At 43.4% G+C, this 14,338-nt stretch carries 17 protein-coding genes and 1 pseudogene; 9 read left to right on the top strand and 9 right to left on the bottom strand.

The window, feature by feature from the left end; genetic code table 11:
* Nucleotides 1–73: 73 nt before the first annotated feature.
* Nucleotides 74–1,330 (bottom strand): annotated as a pseudogene (locus H6F74_RS30835) (glycosyltransferase family 1 protein); the annotation flags it as partial.
* Between the two features lie 670 nt (nucleotides 1,331–2,000).
* A complete protein-coding gene (locus H6F74_RS01275) occupies nucleotides 2,001–2,219 on the bottom strand; it encodes a hypothetical protein (RefSeq protein ID WP_190435104.1) in 219 nt (72 codons plus the stop codon).
* Nucleotides 2,220–2,730: 511 nt separating this feature from the next.
* On the opposite strand from H6F74_RS01275, the gene H6F74_RS01270 reads away from it, so the two are divergent.
* A complete protein-coding gene (locus tag H6F74_RS01270) occupies nucleotides 2,731–3,363 on the top strand; it encodes a DUF4174 domain-containing protein (RefSeq protein WP_199300741.1) in 633 nt (210 codons plus the stop codon).
* 123 nt (nucleotides 3,364–3,486) lie between these two features.
* Here H6F74_RS01270 and H6F74_RS01265 read toward each other — a convergent pair whose 3' ends face one another.
* The 4 genes from H6F74_RS01265 to H6F74_RS01250 form a co-directional block, all read right to left on the bottom strand.
* Nucleotides 3,487–4,068 (bottom strand): DUF4126 domain-containing protein, encoded by a 582-nt coding sequence (locus H6F74_RS01265; RefSeq protein WP_190435101.1) that lies wholly within the window; start codon nucleotides 4,066–4,068, stop codon nucleotides 3,487–3,489.
* A gap of 162 nt (nucleotides 4,069–4,230) precedes the next feature.
* Entirely contained in the window at nucleotides 4,231–5,007 is a 777-nt protein-coding gene (locus H6F74_RS01260) for a tryptophan-rich sensory protein (RefSeq protein ID WP_190435099.1), read from the bottom strand.
* Nucleotides 5,008–5,328: 321 nt separating this feature from the next.
* A complete protein-coding gene (locus tag H6F74_RS01255) occupies nucleotides 5,329–6,156 on the bottom strand; it encodes a pentapeptide repeat-containing protein (protein WP_190435096.1) in 828 nt (275 codons plus the stop codon).
* A gap of 67 nt (nucleotides 6,157–6,223) precedes the next feature.
* Nucleotides 6,224–6,865, bottom strand: coding sequence for a hypothetical protein (locus H6F74_RS01250; RefSeq protein WP_190435093.1), 642 nt, complete (start codon nucleotides 6,863–6,865; stop codon nucleotides 6,224–6,226).
* Between the two features lie 233 nt (nucleotides 6,866–7,098).
* Between H6F74_RS01250 and H6F74_RS01245 the strand changes: the two genes are divergently transcribed.
* Nucleotides 7,099–7,362, top strand: a complete 264-nt coding sequence (locus H6F74_RS01245) for a hypothetical protein (protein ID WP_199300740.1) — start codon at nucleotides 7,099–7,101, stop codon at nucleotides 7,360–7,362.
* Between the two features lie 15 nt (nucleotides 7,363–7,377).
* On the opposite strand, the gene H6F74_RS01240 is transcribed toward H6F74_RS01245, so the two are convergent.
* On the bottom strand, nucleotides 7,378–8,130 hold the full coding sequence (locus H6F74_RS01240; RefSeq protein WP_190418799.1) for a class I SAM-dependent methyltransferase: 753 nt from the start codon (nucleotides 8,128–8,130) through the stop codon (nucleotides 7,378–7,380).
* Nucleotides 8,131–8,442: 312 nt separating this feature from the next.
* On the opposite strand from H6F74_RS01240, the gene H6F74_RS01235 reads away from it, so the two are divergent.
* The 3 genes from H6F74_RS01235 to H6F74_RS01225 all read left to right on the top strand — a co-directional run bounded on the left by H6F74_RS01235 (nucleotide 8,443) and on the right by H6F74_RS01225 (nucleotide 9,605).
* Entirely contained in the window at nucleotides 8,443–8,919 is a 477-nt protein-coding gene (locus H6F74_RS01235; protein WP_190435090.1) for a TspO/MBR family protein, read from the top strand.
* A 59-nt stretch (nucleotides 8,920–8,978) separates the two neighbouring features.
* Nucleotides 8,979–9,188, top strand: coding sequence for an RNA-binding S4 domain-containing protein (locus H6F74_RS01230; RefSeq protein ID WP_190435087.1), 210 nt, complete (start codon nucleotides 8,979–8,981; stop codon nucleotides 9,186–9,188).
* A gap of 222 nt (nucleotides 9,189–9,410) precedes the next feature.
* Complete coding sequence (locus H6F74_RS01225; protein WP_190435084.1) at nucleotides 9,411–9,605, top strand: hypothetical protein; 195 nt, start codon at nucleotides 9,411–9,413, stop codon at nucleotides 9,603–9,605.
* Between the two features lie 48 nt (nucleotides 9,606–9,653).
* On the opposite strand, the gene H6F74_RS01220 is transcribed toward H6F74_RS01225, so the two are convergent.
* A complete protein-coding gene (locus H6F74_RS01220; RefSeq protein ID WP_190435081.1) occupies nucleotides 9,654–11,102 on the bottom strand; it encodes a YdiU family protein in 1,449 nt (482 codons plus the stop codon).
* A 76-nt stretch (nucleotides 11,103–11,178) separates the two neighbouring features.
* Between H6F74_RS01220 and H6F74_RS01215 the strand changes: the two genes are divergently transcribed.
* The 4 genes from H6F74_RS01215 (at nucleotide 11,179) to H6F74_RS01200 (ending at nucleotide 13,649) form a co-directional block, all read left to right on the top strand.
* Nucleotides 11,179–11,739, top strand: a complete 561-nt coding sequence (locus tag H6F74_RS01215) for a GNAT family N-acetyltransferase (RefSeq protein WP_242021751.1) — start codon at nucleotides 11,179–11,181, stop codon at nucleotides 11,737–11,739.
* Between the two features lie 50 nt (nucleotides 11,740–11,789).
* The gene (locus tag H6F74_RS01210; RefSeq protein WP_190435078.1) at nucleotides 11,790–12,515 is read left to right on the top strand and encodes a cyclase family protein; all 726 of its coding nucleotides are present in this window, start codon (nucleotides 11,790–11,792) and stop codon (nucleotides 12,513–12,515) included.
* A gap of 248 nt (nucleotides 12,516–12,763) precedes the next feature.
* Nucleotides 12,764–13,207, top strand: a complete 444-nt coding sequence (locus H6F74_RS01205; protein WP_190435074.1) for a hypothetical protein — start codon at nucleotides 12,764–12,766, stop codon at nucleotides 13,205–13,207.
* 169 nt (nucleotides 13,208–13,376) lie between these two features.
* Nucleotides 13,377–13,649, top strand: coding sequence for a hypothetical protein (locus H6F74_RS01200; protein ID WP_190435071.1), 273 nt, complete (start codon nucleotides 13,377–13,379; stop codon nucleotides 13,647–13,649).
* Between the two features lie 130 nt (nucleotides 13,650–13,779).
* On the opposite strand, the gene H6F74_RS30830 is transcribed toward H6F74_RS01200, so the two are convergent.
* Nucleotides 13,780–13,974: a hypothetical protein gene (locus H6F74_RS30830; protein ID WP_190435215.1), complete on the bottom strand. Its 195-nt coding sequence runs from the start codon at nucleotides 13,972–13,974 to the stop codon at nucleotides 13,780–13,782.
* Between the last annotated feature and the right edge of the window lie 364 nt (nucleotides 13,975–14,338).

Genomic DNA, 14,338 nt, shown 5'->3' with positions numbered 1-14,338 from the left:
CTTGACTCTCTTAGCCTGTGGAAACGCTTTGCATATCCGGCGTTAAGGCCTCTTTAGAAGACGCACTTGCGTTGCTGATTACACCTTCCACCAGCTGCATCATACTTCCCCAAGTAGAATCCCAAGAATTGTCGGCTAAAAACTCATCCACCTTGTTCAGCCACTCAGATTCCTGAGATTGATTCAACGCCGTCTCAACTGCGGCAACAAAATCGGGTACTGTGTCTGCAATCTGTACCAAACCCATATCCCCGTAAGGACGCACCACATCGCGGATGGAAGTAGACACCACTGGTTTACCAGCAGCGAGGTATTCTGGGGTTTTTGTGGGACTAATAAAGCGTGTTGACTCGTTATGAGCAAAAGGCAACAATGCCACATCCCATCCAGCAATATATGCAGGCAACTCTTGATAAGATTTGCCACCCAGATAATGAATATTGGGGTGGCGTGGCAAAACTTCTGGATCTATTTTGACAACTGGGCCAATAATAACTAAATGCCAGTCAGGACGCGCTTCGGCAATGCCACCAAGCAAGTCAATATCCATGCGCTCGTCTATCACCCCAAAGAATCCCAGACGCGGGTGGGGAATATCCACTTGATCTGCTGGTTCTTGTGTAGCGTTGCGTTCAACGTCTCGACATTGTGCAAAGTGCGCTTTGTCAATGCTACTCGGAAATGCGTAGACGTTCGGGTGGTGGTTGCGCTTGCTCTCGTAAATACTTTGTCCGCCTGTAAATACCAAGTCTGCACGGCTGAATAGTTCAGCTTCCAAGTCTTTTAGGGCAGGTGGCGCTCCCTTAAATGCAGATAGCTCGTCCATGCAGTCATAGACAACAACCTGCGGCTCTAAGTGGCGCGAGAACCCCATAGCCATCGGCGTATAGTACCAGAGGATGTAATCGTTAATCTGCGCTGCATCAAACAAATCATCTAACATCACCTGTTGAGTGGTTTTTACTGCTTCTTCACTCAGTCCTTCTCTCAGGTGTGGCACTACAACGCAGACTCCATCTTCACCGATGCTAATATCAATTCGCCCCTCGGCATCGGCACTAAAAATCGGCTCTTCGATAAAAAATACACGTCGCTGCTTGCTAAAGCGGCTTAGGAGATGCTGAGGTCGCTGATAGACAAAATTCCAACGTAAATGCGACAAGCAAACCAGATCCGGTGTATCTGAAAAGGAAGATTTAGGAAAATCAAACTTCAACTTTGATGATGCATTTAGGGATGGCGATTCGGGTGCAGTTTTAGAAGAATTTTCTATTTCCCATGCTCCAACACTGCTAACACTATTGTTCACTTTTTTTTCCTGTTGGGACATAACTAGCCTCGGATAGTTATATAATCGAAATATGGCTTCCAAAATTGTCTTACCCTTGAAAGGTAAAAGCTAATTCAGAAAGTAAAACATGGCATTTTTTGCAGCCTTCATTCTTCAGAAACAGCAATAACAAACGTAATAAAGCACCAACTAGCGCTTTGCAAACCGTGTCTTAACTTGCCAAGCATTTATTAAAAACAGCTTGGTACTGTATGTAAATTTACCTGATAAGTCTGCCGTTTCCTTCTCCCTGAAGGATGAATTTTATCTAAATCCTAAAAAAGACTATCGCTGGTCTTAGGCTTTACTAGAGCGGCTTGCTAGTCTTTCTAAAGAAAGGGCGGGATGTAAAAGAATTTTGTGCTATAGAATACAAAGAATGCTGTGTAAAGGGCATTATTCCCAGGTAAAATGCCATAAAAATAGGTGGAATAGCTTTTTGCTGCTGCATTCCAAGGGGTGAGATCGCGCTGTTGCCAATCAGTCAGAAAATTGGAACAACTAAGTACGCGATCGCACAGTTGCTTTTGACTATAAGGTTTCCCGATAAGCCATAAAAGCTCAGCTGATAGGGAGTTGCAGACAAAGCTCGGATTTGATATAGTAATCTCATTTTGCGTTGTAATTGGTAAAGATAGAGCAGCTTAACAGGATGCGATCGCGCAAATTTTCATGGCTGACATTCATCCTGATAAAACTCTTTGGTTGTTCCATCTGGATAGAATAACTTCACACACCAACTATCTCGTATTCGCCACGTATCATAGGCGAAAACTAACGCCCAAACTGTCAGTAACCCGGCCCCGGTGGTAATAGCTAAACGTTTCCATGCGACCTTTGTTATTTTTTTAGAGCGCTTTCTTCTGCCAATACTGGGTTTCAATTGCAAAAATCCCTTTCACTCACAGCAGTTATCCTTATACAAACGCGATCGCTGCTAGTCTGCACAATTCCACAAAATTCTCAAGTCAATAGTAAGCTGGGAAAACCGTTAAAATATCGCCCAAAACGGTGCATTAGGGCGTTTACTCTCAATACATCTCGGTTAGTAGACTTCTTGCATCCCTTCCGCCTTGAACTAAGGTACTCTGCCACAAGCCGCGAAAGCGTATACACGGCTTCATAACTAAAGCCATCGTCACGATTCCCAAATAAATGTTCCAACCTGTTTTAGGGGTTTAAGCTTTAAAAAGAGAAATTTATTTCAACGCCATGAATGCTTTATCAGCAAGGTTATCTCGATTGGTAGAATTTATATAAAAATCCGAATTGGGTTAGAAAAAGCAGATATAGCAGTCCTCAATGATTCGTGAACCTATGTAGGGACACGGCATTGCCGTGTCCCTACACCAGGGTGAATACTCGTTCACAACTCAAAGAAGATTGCGATATTAGTTAGCATGAAAATGTATCTGTCTACAACATCACAAAGCACGTCGGATGGCTATAGTATTAAAATGATTATGCGATCGCTTGTTCTGGGGCTGCTGGCTTACCTCACCTCTAGCTGCTCGACTATGACCTTAACTCGTATTGAGCAACCAGTTTTTCAATCGGCTGGTTCGACAGCAACTGCAATTACCAGCCTGTTACCGCATCTGAAAAATACGGAACAATCCTATAAAGAAGTAGCCAGCGCACAACCACCTAAAGCAATGTTCAATCTTGGCTCCTATCAATGGAAAAATCGCCTATTATTGGTTTTTGCCCCTACAGAAAATAGCCCCGCTTACCAAAGCCAAATGCAGCTACTTCAGAGACAAGCTGCGGGATTAAATGACAGAGATTTGCTAGTTATTGAGTTGTTAAAAGAAGGTAAAAGCCGCATCCAAAAGCAAGTTATTGATGAATCAGCGGCGGCTCAACTCCGCAATCGATTTAATATTAGCTCTGAGGAATTTAGTGTCATCCTAGTGGGTAAGGATGGTACGCAAAAGCGCCGCGATAAATCTCCAGTCGCACCTGATATTATTTTTAAGCAAATTGATGCCATGCCTATGCGCCGCCAAGAGATGCAACAACGGGGCAGTTAAATAGCAGATACACCCCACACGCCCGCACCCTAAAGGGTCGATGATGCCCCACAAGATAAGCCCGCCTGCGTGGGCTTAACATCAGCCGTAGCGTAGGCAGGCTTTTTTTATTCGCCCTAAAGTTTACTCGTTAGGCGTTTTTACCAAACTTTTTATCGCTAAACTTTGCCATCCTTTCCTGGCGATTAAAATTAACAATGCTGCTACCAAACCCACAGCCACGATAGGCGCAAAAATTGCTAATATCGATAGAATAATCGAACTAGCTGCTTCAACTGTGGAAACAACGGCATTGCCAATTCCCACCGTCAGCGCTGTTGAAGATAAGCGAGTCATTGCAGTAAATGCTTGCACAAGTCCCGCCGAACCGCCACCAGCAATTACCGCTATTGTCCACTGCAATAAAGGATCAGTGTTGGGAATTAAGGCTGCAACGATGGAAGTTCCCACAGCGATCGCAGTCGGTGTAGAAACAGTATCGAGTAAATTATCCACCCACGGAATATAGTAAGCCGCAATCTCAATGCAAGTCGCTACAGCAAACGCCTCCAACGCCGGATAAGTTCCCACCCACTCAAAGTTCTGTGAAAGTGGCAAATGTCCAAAGAGTGCAGCAATACTCATTACCAGCGGCGGTACAAAAATCCGAAAGCCGCAAGCCGCACTCAAACCGATACCAATTGCAATAGTTAACAGAATATCCATAGCTACTTCAAAATGCGGAAACACACACTACTAGCTTAAGAAAAATTTCTTTTAGATGTTTCCTACTTTTTGAGTAACATATTGCAACATCGCTGATTTTACGTTTTGGTTCAACTTTACAGATTAGAACCATCCTTAAAAACGGGACTAATATTGCGCTGATTATAAGCGGCGCATCCCTCTTAACAAAACTAACAACCCCAAGGCTAAAGCTAATCCTACCGCTGTTGCAGCAATTAGTGGTTGATTAGCTTGACGTATTGCGATCGCTAAATAAGCCCAGATGATTACCAGGGGAAAGGCAATGTCAGATCGCGTTTTAGCAATAGTAGCAGCGATCGCTCCCCCCACTAGCAGCATAATTACTGTCCACACTTGGGGACTGATACCCCAACCATTCCAGCCTAAACTGTAAAGTGTACTCGCCACATTGACAATCGTCGCCACGCTAATCCAACCTAGATAAATACTCAAAGGAGTATGAACCAACCACAACTCTTTGCGCGATACTCTTTCCCTACCAATTCCCAACCGCAGATAAATTCCAATCAGAGGTAGCAAAATAAAAAGCATCGCTACCACCGAAAGCGCAAAAAATTGATATACAAAAAGAAACACCCAGACAATTTGAGCAATACTAGCTACTGCTAGAAGATAGCCAATCCGCCGCAGCAGAGGATTTTGCCGTTGGTTAGGAAGTACCTGATATACGCCAAAGCTAATTAACCCCAAATAAATCAGACCCCAAATTGCAAAAGCATAATTGGCGGGTATAATTTGCACATTGCTAAAGAAAGTATTGGAAACGTCGCCAATTGTTAATCCATTAGGCGGAGAAACATTGGCATATACATTGATACCGAAAGCAGCGAGGACAGCAATCAAATTGACCCATTGCAGAATCAAATTTGAATCAAAGGGCTTATTGACTGAATTCATATAGATAAATACCTCAAACACAGATTGCTCAAGCCGCGATATAGCAATCCTAAATAGGTTGTAAACCTCTCTCTTTTATCTCTGGAGCGCCCTCTGCGCCTGGAGCAGTTCGTTTTTTTACGAATCAGAATCACATAGGACTGCTATATAACGTTTCTCAGTTGGGTAGAATATATCGCAATTGAAACCTTCGGGCGACCTTGATAGGGACATTGCCATGTTCCTACAGATATATCGCACCCAACCCTTGAATTGCCATATATTATTATCGCGTTTCTAGCTTAGATAGGCTCTCCGGTCTGTCTACGGTTTACAACCAATTTAGGTTGTCCCATTAGGCAAAATTGCCCTTTGGAGATTAGCGCCTGTGAGGTTAGCGCCTGTGAGATTAGCGCCTGTGAGGTCAGCTGCTGTAAGATTAGCTCCTCTGAGATTGGCTTTGCTGAGGTTAGCACCAGCCAGCGTAGTCCGCACCAGGTTAGCCCATCTCAAATCAGCTGCGTAAAAGTCAGCTTCGCTCAAGTTGGCTCGGAAAACGTAAGCTTTACTAAGGTGCGCTTCACTTAAGTTAGCTTTGTGAAGGTTAGCCTTGTAAAGGTAAGCCCCCAGGAGTTCAGCATTGTAGAGGTTAGCGCCTGTGAGGTCAGCTTCAATCAGGTTAGCTGCGATCAGGTTAGCCTCGCACAGATTCGACCTTCCCAGTTTTGCTCCGCCCAGATCAGCACCGCTGAGGTTAGCTTCTCTGAGGTCAGCGCCGATCAAGTTTGCATTGCTGAGGTTAGCTCCTTTTAGGTTAACCATTCTTAGGTCAGCGCCGATCAGGTTAGCGTTACCCAGATCGGCATCTCTGAGGTTGGCTCCGCTTAGGTTCGCAATGCTGAAATCGGCTTCTTGAAGGTTTGCGTCCATGAGTTGGGCTTCTTGAAGGTTCGCATGAGCCAGATTCGCATGGCTAAGGTTCGCGGTGATCAGTTTAGCTTTGCAGAGATCGGCTTTTCTGAGGTTTGCTCCTCCCAAACTTGCACCTCTGAGGTTAGCGCCTCTGAGATTCGCTTCGCTGAGGTCTGGTTCTATCTCTGGGTTTTGCCTTCTCCACTCAATCCATTTGACTGCACCTTCTTTAAGTAGGGCAAGATGCTGTATAGACATATCTGTTTGGGTTGGTAATTTTTGTTGGGTAATCTAGAACAGAGTGGTTTTATATAAATCCAAAAAATTATTCCTTACGCATAGCGGCAGGATTTTGCCTCCCAAGCACGTTTTCAATCGCCGCCAGCGCCCCACCAGCACCCGCTAAAATATCTTGTTCTTTTCCACCCAGGTAGAGGCGGCCGAAGCTTCCGACAGCATTAACCTCAAGGATGTTAATCGCGGCGGCTTTCTCCGCTTCGTTCGCCGCTAGTGCTGCATAAGCGGCTGGTTCTACTTCTAATACATAAAGTGTTTGTCCTGCTAGTAGCAGCTGTCCGCGTCGGGTGCGATTGATTAGTTGTGTTTGGTGCGCGTCTATGTTTCGGATAATTTGGCTGGAAACGACTCGCGGTTTGAGACATTCGTCTCTTTTGACTCCCAGTGCGTCTAAAATTGCTCTCCCAGCTGCCCGCGTCTCGCCTTGTGTGCTGGAATGAATTTCTAGAAGTCCATAAAGTCGCTCAACAACCTGCACCCCTGGACGTACAGAGGCGGATTTTAGGGCGACATCGGTAATCCGGTTGATTTCGATCCCTGGCGAGATTTCAATCCACAGCGACGCATCTCCTGGCAATGGCAAGAAGCCTAGCGCCACCGTACCGATGTAAGCTGCGTGCTGTGGCTGCAAGCTGTCTAGAAATACGTAACTGCGTAGTTCTATGCCCAAGGTCTTTTCTCCGGACAATATGGTGCAACTTAAGAGTTTACCTTGATACCGGAATCAGTAAAAATATCGGCTGTTGATGGGCTTCGCCAATTTGCGGGACTGTGAGTTTTTTCAATCGTGGTAGTTCTACCCATCTATAGACGATGGTTCTATCCATTTACAGACACAACCGCCCAGATAGCCGCGTTAGATTATTTACATAAGTTAATAACGCTAGACAGGCGGGGCGATTTATGATACCTGATCTTTTAGAAGATACCAAAGACTATTGGCGGAAATTAGATGAGTTGGAAGCTGCCTATAAAAAAGGGGAAGTTTCTATTCAGGAGGTGGATGCTAAAGTAAAATTGCTGATGACCGAATTAGGGCGATCGCGCAAACAAGCATTGACCTATTTTGTGAATAGCTTTCGCGCCAAGTGGTCACAGCAACCTGAAATCATTGTTGGTGTAGCACTTTTGGGAATCATTACCTACGCTTGGGCAGTTGTCAGCTAGACTATTTTTCTGGGTTCAAAATTGAACTTTGTACAATTCAAATAACTCGCCGGATTTCCGCTTGACAATTTTTGCTCCGGTCGCTTTAATGATTTTTTCCCACTCTGCGATAGGCGAGAGAAACACCTCTGCACCTAAATAGGTTTCCAGAACCGCCCAATCTTCCGATAAGGGACTTTCTTGGTTGAGAATGTCAAAAACAAATATACCGCCGGGTTTCAGCACTCGCTTGACTTCGTTCATCGCGATTTCCCAGTAATCGAGGGGAAAATAACAACTCCATCCGGTTGCGATCGCTAAGTCAAAAAAATCATTTTCGTATTTTAACTGCTGGGCTGAACCCAACTCAACACCTTTGAACAGCTTCGAGTTTAACTGGGAACCGCGAGAATTGAGTGCATCGCGGGCCACGGTGCTAATTTCTTGACCATAAAAATATGCTCCCCAATCCCGCCAAGGATAGATTAAAAAGCTAACGCCACAGCCAATATCTAAACAGCGTTGATTTTTTTGAGGTTGGGCAATTTCCCAGAATGGAGAAGTGATTTTTTGGGTAAGAGTACCTGCTACCCACTCTTGAAAAATTGGCATTGCTTCAACTTCTTCGGGCAATTCAAAGGCTGCACTCTGATACTGTTTATTGAAGCGAATAGCTAAATCTGCCTGTCTTTGGGCGTACAATCTCTCTGATTGATGGTCATCTGCACTTTGGGCGCTGAGTGAGGCGAAGCTGTTTTGTTGAAATGGTTTTTCCGGAAATTTAGACATGAGACGATATTTGCTGTTTAAATTCGGACTATCTCTACCTTAAGGGTAGATGACAAAAACGCTTCCTTGCCCATGATATTAGCATGAAGCCGCCTTGATTTTGAGCGATCGCTGATTGCGGATGTTGGTTTAGGGGTGGATTTATTATAGCGATCGCTTCCCATCTTACAAAACCCGGACTTGCGAATCTACTTTATCCCTGCTTTCGCACTAAAGACTGATTAAATTTATTTTTAAACTTGACAACATGGCTTTATAACCCTCGCCAAGGGTTGTTTTCAGGTTGATTTATCACAAATAAAGGTTAAAAAAATGATTAAATCGTGGATGGTTATTGTAGGTATCACCTTTTTAGTTGCCTTTGGTAGTTTTTTTATTAAACCGCGCGATGTTAAGTGGGCAACCCACCTACGCTTACCAAAGTGGTTAGTAGTTTTTGAGCCAGCAATTCCCGTAATCTGGAATCTCATTTTCTTAAGCGGAGCCATAAGTGCTTCTATTATCTGGGATAAAGACCCAGGAAGTCTCAAAACTTGGTTATTAATGGCAACCTATCTGTTACTAGAAGTAGTTACAGTGACTTACATTCCAGCTACTCTGAGACTGAGAAATCTCAGTGTCGGTACAATTATCGGAGGTGCTGGATTAGTTGTAGCTATTCTGTTGACACTCTCTGTATTACCGATTTCTAGTTCGGCGGCGGCACTACTAATTCCTTATTTGGTTTGGAGTCCGATTGGCACTTATAGTACCTGGAAAATGACTCAGCTTAATCCTGATGCTGCATAAGTTGCCTTTCTACAACTAAAATTAGATGGTAGTAAGCAGTATGCCATTCATCGCCAAATATGACGAAAAGCGACAACACAATTAAGCTGGATCAGTTTTTGAAGTTTACAGGTGTAGTGATGACTGGCGGCGAAGCCAAGCTAAGGATTCAAGATGGTGAAGTTTTAGTCAACGGCACGCTGGAAACCAGACGGGGACGGCAGTTAGTAGCAGGCGATCGCGTGACGGTGGGAGGTCAAACTTTTGAGGTTAATTTGCAAAATTCCTGATAAGTTGTAGCCCATCTAATTGAAAATATCAATTAATCATTTTTTGTCAGTTGTCAAAAGTAACAGATAACTGACACATCTCCCTAAGTGTAGCTATATACAAATTAAATACACAATATTTCTGATAGTTTATAGGTGGAATTTAAGCCTCAAGGTAGGGTATTCCTGACAACAAATAAGTTTAAGCTGGAGTGTACAGTTAACATAATTGAGGACATAGTTATGCCTAGCGGTCATGCCAGCCATAAAGGTGCTTCAGCAAAAACCAACACAAATGCTGACGGTTTGATTAATGCTGCTGCTGATGAATCTACACCAGCTCCCCAGGGTGTTATTAATGAAGCCAGCGATTCAACAAGACTTGATGAAGCGCCAGAAAATGCGGCTGCTACTGAACGACCACATGAGGAAGAATAAGTGATTTATAATCGTTCCCAGGCGACCGCCTGGGAACGATTACGAGTATTACGCCCCATCCTGATGAAACCGTAGCCGCGAAATCAATTGATAAAAAGGTTCCCAATTATCTTCTTGATCAATTTTCTCCCAAACTGCCTCTATTTCTGGTCTGAGTAACACAGTTTTTGGATTATGACGCTGCAACCGCTCAAGCATATTATCCATCTCGCTTTCTGGTAAGCTAAGCAAAGTTTGCAGATATAAATTTCGCCAAGCTTCTAATAATCCTGCCGCCTCACTTAAATTTAAAAAGCTATCTGATTTCAGAATATTTGCCGCATCGTCGCGCCAATTGCGGTTAAACTGTTCTGTCAGTTCTGAAAAGAAAGTGTGATAACCAACTTGAGTTTTTTGCAGCAATGTCAGAGTTGACATCAGCAATTCTTCAGCTTCCGGCTGAGCAATATTTGCAAAACCCAACTTATTCAGCATTCGCTCATTGTAAGTCTGGTAATAATGCTCGTCAAACTCCTTTAAAATAACTTGCATATCTTCAACCCGAATCACGGCTGAAAGTGGGTCTTGAAGCATTTCTAAATTCAACTTGCAAATTCCCGGCTGATTGCCGTAACTGTAACGCCCGTAATAATCAAAGTATGCCGCAGTAAATTGCGGGTTATACGTGTCAATAAAAGCGAAGGGGCCATAGTCGAAACTTTCCCCAGTAATTGACATATTATCTGTGTTCAAAACAGCATGACAGAAACCCACAGACATCCATTGGGCAACAAGTCTCGCCACTCGTTGCACTAACTCTGCGTAAAAAAGTGCATAGCGGTCTTGCTTATCTTTGAGGTGGGGATAATATTGCACAATTACATGATCTAAAAGCTGTTGAATTAAATCGTTTCGGCCGAAATTATGCAACCTTTCAAACGTCCCAAAACGGATATGAGAACGACTAAAACGAACCATCACAGAAGACCGAGTTGGAGAAGGTTCATCGCCTCGCCAAAGCGCGTCTCCAGTTTCAATCATTGACAGACAGCGAGAAGTATAAACGCCTAGATAGTGAAGTGCTTCTGAGGCTAAAACTTCTCTTACTCCACCTTTTAGCGTTAACCTACCATCGCCACCTCTAGAGTAGGGAGTAGTACCAGAACCTTTAGTTCCAAAATCGTAAAGTTCTCCATCTGTTCCTCGCACTTGACCGTAGAGAAATCCTCTACCATCTCCTAAACGAGAATTGTATTCGCCAAATTGATAACCGTGGTAACGCAAAGCCAAAAAAGGTTTTCTTCCTTGAAATTTACCAAAAGCTTCGATAAAATCTTCGTCCGTTACTTCTTCTGGCTTTAGTCCCAGTTTTGGGAATAATTCGTCATTGCGGAAGCGCAGAATATGTTTAGGAAATTCTGCGGCTGCGACTTCATCAAAAAAATCGTCGCCTAAAGCTTCTAGCGCCGAATCGTAATTGAGGTTGAGAAAGGGATTGGAGGAATTTTCAGGGGTCATAAGCTGTCAAAAATACCAGGCAAATAAAATTCAAGAGGTATAGAGTCTAGGCAGTCTGGTTTCGTGTAGCGTCACCATGCCAGAGCGATCGCACTTTGCCAGTCATTCCATTTCTATGCTACGGATAAGTAAGTATATAGGTTCAGCATCAAACGATAGAGATATGCTTATCCGTTCTGCTACACCTGCTGATGTACCAGCTGTTCTACCAATGGTTGCCAAGATTTGTGCGTTGCACGAAAAGTGGGACTCAGCAAAATATGGATTTTTGCCTAATCCAGAGTTGCGTTATAAGAACTGGTTGAGTAGGATGGCGACTAGCGATCGCAACATCTTCCTAGTGGCTGAGGCTGAACCAGGACAACTGGGAGCATTCCTCGTGGCGACAGTAGAACAGGAAATCCCAATTTATCGTTTACAGGAATACGCTTTTATTCATGACCTCTGGGTTGAGGAGGAATATCGTCACGCCGGAATTGCGCGCCAGATGGTGATGCAGACTATTGAACACTTTAACAGGATGGGAGTCAAACAAATTCGCCTCGATACTACTGCTGTTAACGATGCGGCGAGGCGATTATTTTCTGCTTGCGGCTTTCGCCTGAGTACGATAGAAATGCTGATTGAATTCGATTAGGGAAGCGGCGCAAATACGCGATCGCGCTTTTCAAAATCAAAAATAATAGTATGACATCAAATTCACCCAATCTCAAAAGCATCACCTACACAAAAATTGTAGACCTCAGTCATGTAATTGACCCAAAGATTCCCATATGGCAAAAAGATCCGCCCGTTGAATTTGAGTCAGTAGCCGAATTAGAAAAAGATGGTTACTATCTACGACGATTTTCGATGGGCGAACATAGTGGCACTCATATCAATGCGCCGAATAGCTTTTATCCAGATGGAATGGGGATTGATAGTTATCCATCCGAGTCCTTGGTTGTGCCAGCTATTGTAATCGATATTCGCCACAAAACTACTGAGAATCCTGACTATGCTTTAACAATAGATGATTTCCTCAACTGGGAGGAGCAACACCACTGCATACAAAATGGTAGCGTTGTACTGTTGTATACAGGTTGGCAAGAAAAATGGGGCGATATTGGAGCCTTTTTTAATCAAGTTGAGCCTGGTAAATTTCATTTTCCAGGGTTTGGCGCAGAAGCAACCCGATTCTTGCTAGAAAAACGTGCGATCGCTGGCATTGGAATTGATACTCACGGAGTAGATCCAGGAGTTGACGAAGCTTTTACGAGTAATAAACTTGTACTAGAAAAACCTAGAATTGTCCTAGAAAACTTGACAAATCTCCATCAATTACCGCCTACTGGCACCACATTAGTAATTGGAATTTTACGGTTAAAAGGTGGTTCTGGCACACCTGTATCGGTGTTAGCTTTTGTGCCTTGATGCTCATAATAAATTAAAGACTAAAAAATATCAGGCAAGAATTTTCCATACGAGTATTCGCCCTGGTGTAGGGACACAGCACTGCCGTGTCCCTACAGAAGTTCACGAATCATTAGAATTGCTATAGTAGGAATTATACTTAATTTAATGCACCCTTAAAAAAGCCGCTACTTTCATGTAAGACTTGCGTCAGCAGAGAACCGCGAGCAAGCTAGGGTGTAGAGTTAATCGTCATTATTAGTAATGTTATGAAAGTGGTTCAGCAAACTTTTACATTACTCACTTTGCGAGAACGCCCAGTCGGGGTTTGGATATTGAGCGGTTTTACAGCTGTCGTCGGACTTTTTATTTTTCTATCGTCCAACCCACCTGTTGATTTTTTTGGGTTGTTTTGCATTGCTTGCGCCAACTTTATGATATTTGGGAGTCCGGTTAAAACTTGCCTATTCGATAAAAATATTAATCGGGTAACTTTTAAACAAAAAGGTTGGCTGGGAACCAAAATAATTAGCTATTCATTGGACAACATTACTAGCGTTCAAGTAGAAAAATCTAACTTAATATGGATTCATTTTTACAGGCTTAGTCTCAGGCTTGTATCAGGACGACGTTTTTATTTAACCCCAATTCCTAGCACCGACTGTAAATTGCAGCAAAATTTAGCTGATAACATCCACGAATTTCTGGGTTAGTAGAAATACTAAATCGTCTCTAGTTTTTTAAACGAACCGCCGAGGCGCTCCAGAACACAGAGGAAGAGAAAAGAAATAATTTAATAAATTAGGATTGCTATAGCAGTCCTAAATAATTAGAGAAACCGGGGATCTGAAGGGCTGGCGATAACTCAAATAGGATTGCTATATGACATTCTGCTTTAGAGCGAAGGTTGAACCAAAAGAAAATCCTATCCCTGACTGGTTAGCAGTTGAATTTTCGTTGGATGCACAACAGCCTCGTTGTTATAAAATTTGGGTTGTGCCAGAAATTGCAGAAGTGGCACTTATATTAGGAACTTTGGAAATAGACCCAAGTGTAGAAGGGTGGATAACTTATCTTGAAAGTCTAGGTTTTGAAGATGTGGTGCAGGTATCTTGCAAAGAGTTTTTTAGTCCTAGAGCTGACAGAGATAGGTGAAGATGGGGAAAAGTTAATGAGTGTTTGAGTTTTTGTCTGCAAGTGCGATCGCTGCTTTTGGTTCAACGCCCATTGTTCCGACAGCGAAGCACAGTAAACAAATTCGATATTATGCTGCTATGGAGAGTTGCTATACTACCTGAACTCGTCCTTTTAGCACTGCACGGAGCAATCTATTGAGAGAGCTTCTATCTTCTTCATCTAAGGACTCATCTAGGGCAGCTGCCATCAGTCCATAGCGGTCAGCTAAAGTAAGAACACCAGTTTCAGCAACGCTGGCGAGAATTTCAGAAATGGCACCGGGGAGAAGATTTACTGGGGACATTGTTTTTGGGGCGTGAACTCTACACTCTAAATATCGCCTTTTTAAAGATTGTGTAAAGCGATCCATTCCACAGGAAGTCTGTGAAATTACTGAGGTTTTAGAGTGATCGCGATCGCAAGTAAGGCAAATTCCCCCATTTTCTAAGTGCGATCGCTGTGATCTGGTGTCTGGTTGATTACTCATAATCCCGTTTGACAAAGGAACCTCACCCCGCCATCGCCTGCGGCTCCGGCTCCCCTCCCCGCCTGCGGCTATCCATTAGTCACATCTTTCTTAACAAAGGTACAAACAAGATAGAGAAGGGATTTCAGAGAAACCAGTAGGTAGAGGTCTTGACACTTCAACAAGTATATGAACTAAAAAG

Origin of the sequence: Trichocoleus sp. FACHB-90 (assembly GCF_014695505.1) — a bacterium.
Taxonomy (GTDB): Bacteria; Cyanobacteriota; Cyanobacteriia; order Cyanobacteriales; family FACHB-T130; genus Funiculus; species Funiculus sociatus.
Note: the sequence above shows the minus strand (reverse complement) of the source record. Positions and strands in the feature narration are given on the sequence as shown.

Bases quoted from the DNA above. Each gene is read 5' to 3' on its own strand.
- H6F74_RS01215 (WP_242021751.1), top strand. From the start codon at position 11,179: ATGCCAGAGCGATCGCACTTTGCCAGTCATTCCATTTCTATGCTACGG.
- H6F74_RS01225 (WP_190435084.1), top strand. From the start codon at position 9,411: ATGCCTAGCGGTCATGCCAGCCATAAAGGTGCTTCAGCAAAAACCAAC.
- H6F74_RS01200 (WP_190435071.1), top strand. From the start codon at position 13,377: ATGACATTCTGCTTTAGAGCGAAGGTTGAACCAAAAGAAAATCCTATC.
- H6F74_RS30830 (WP_190435215.1), bottom strand. From the start codon at position 13,974: ATGTCCCCAGTAAATCTTCTCCCCGGTGCCATTTCTGAAATTCTCGCC.
- H6F74_RS01260 (WP_190435099.1), bottom strand. From the start codon at position 5,007: ATGAATTCAGTCAATAAGCCCTTTGATTCAAATTTGATTCTGCAATGG.
- H6F74_RS01265 (WP_190435101.1), bottom strand. From the start codon at position 4,068: ATGGATATTCTGTTAACTATTGCAATTGGTATCGGTTTGAGTGCGGCT.
- H6F74_RS01235 (WP_190435090.1), top strand. From the start codon at position 8,443: ATGATTAAATCGTGGATGGTTATTGTAGGTATCACCTTTTTAGTTGCC.
- H6F74_RS01240 (WP_190418799.1), bottom strand. From the start codon at position 8,130: ATGTCTAAATTTCCGGAAAAACCATTTCAACAAAACAGCTTCGCCTCA.
- H6F74_RS01230 (WP_190435087.1), top strand. From the start codon at position 8,979: ATGACGAAAAGCGACAACACAATTAAGCTGGATCAGTTTTTGAAGTTT.
- H6F74_RS01270 (WP_199300741.1), top strand. From the start codon at position 2,731: ATGAAAATGTATCTGTCTACAACATCACAAAGCACGTCGGATGGCTAT.
- H6F74_RS01205 (WP_190435074.1), top strand. From the start codon at position 12,764: ATGAAAGTGGTTCAGCAAACTTTTACATTACTCACTTTGCGAGAACGC.
- H6F74_RS01255 (WP_190435096.1), bottom strand. From the start codon at position 6,156: ATGTCTATACAGCATCTTGCCCTACTTAAAGAAGGTGCAGTCAAATGG.
- H6F74_RS01245 (WP_199300740.1), top strand. From the start codon at position 7,099: ATGATACCTGATCTTTTAGAAGATACCAAAGACTATTGGCGGAAATTA.
- H6F74_RS01220 (WP_190435081.1), bottom strand. From the start codon at position 11,102: ATGACCCCTGAAAATTCCTCCAATCCCTTTCTCAACCTCAATTACGAT.
- H6F74_RS01210 (WP_190435078.1), top strand. From the start codon at position 11,790: ATGACATCAAATTCACCCAATCTCAAAAGCATCACCTACACAAAAATT.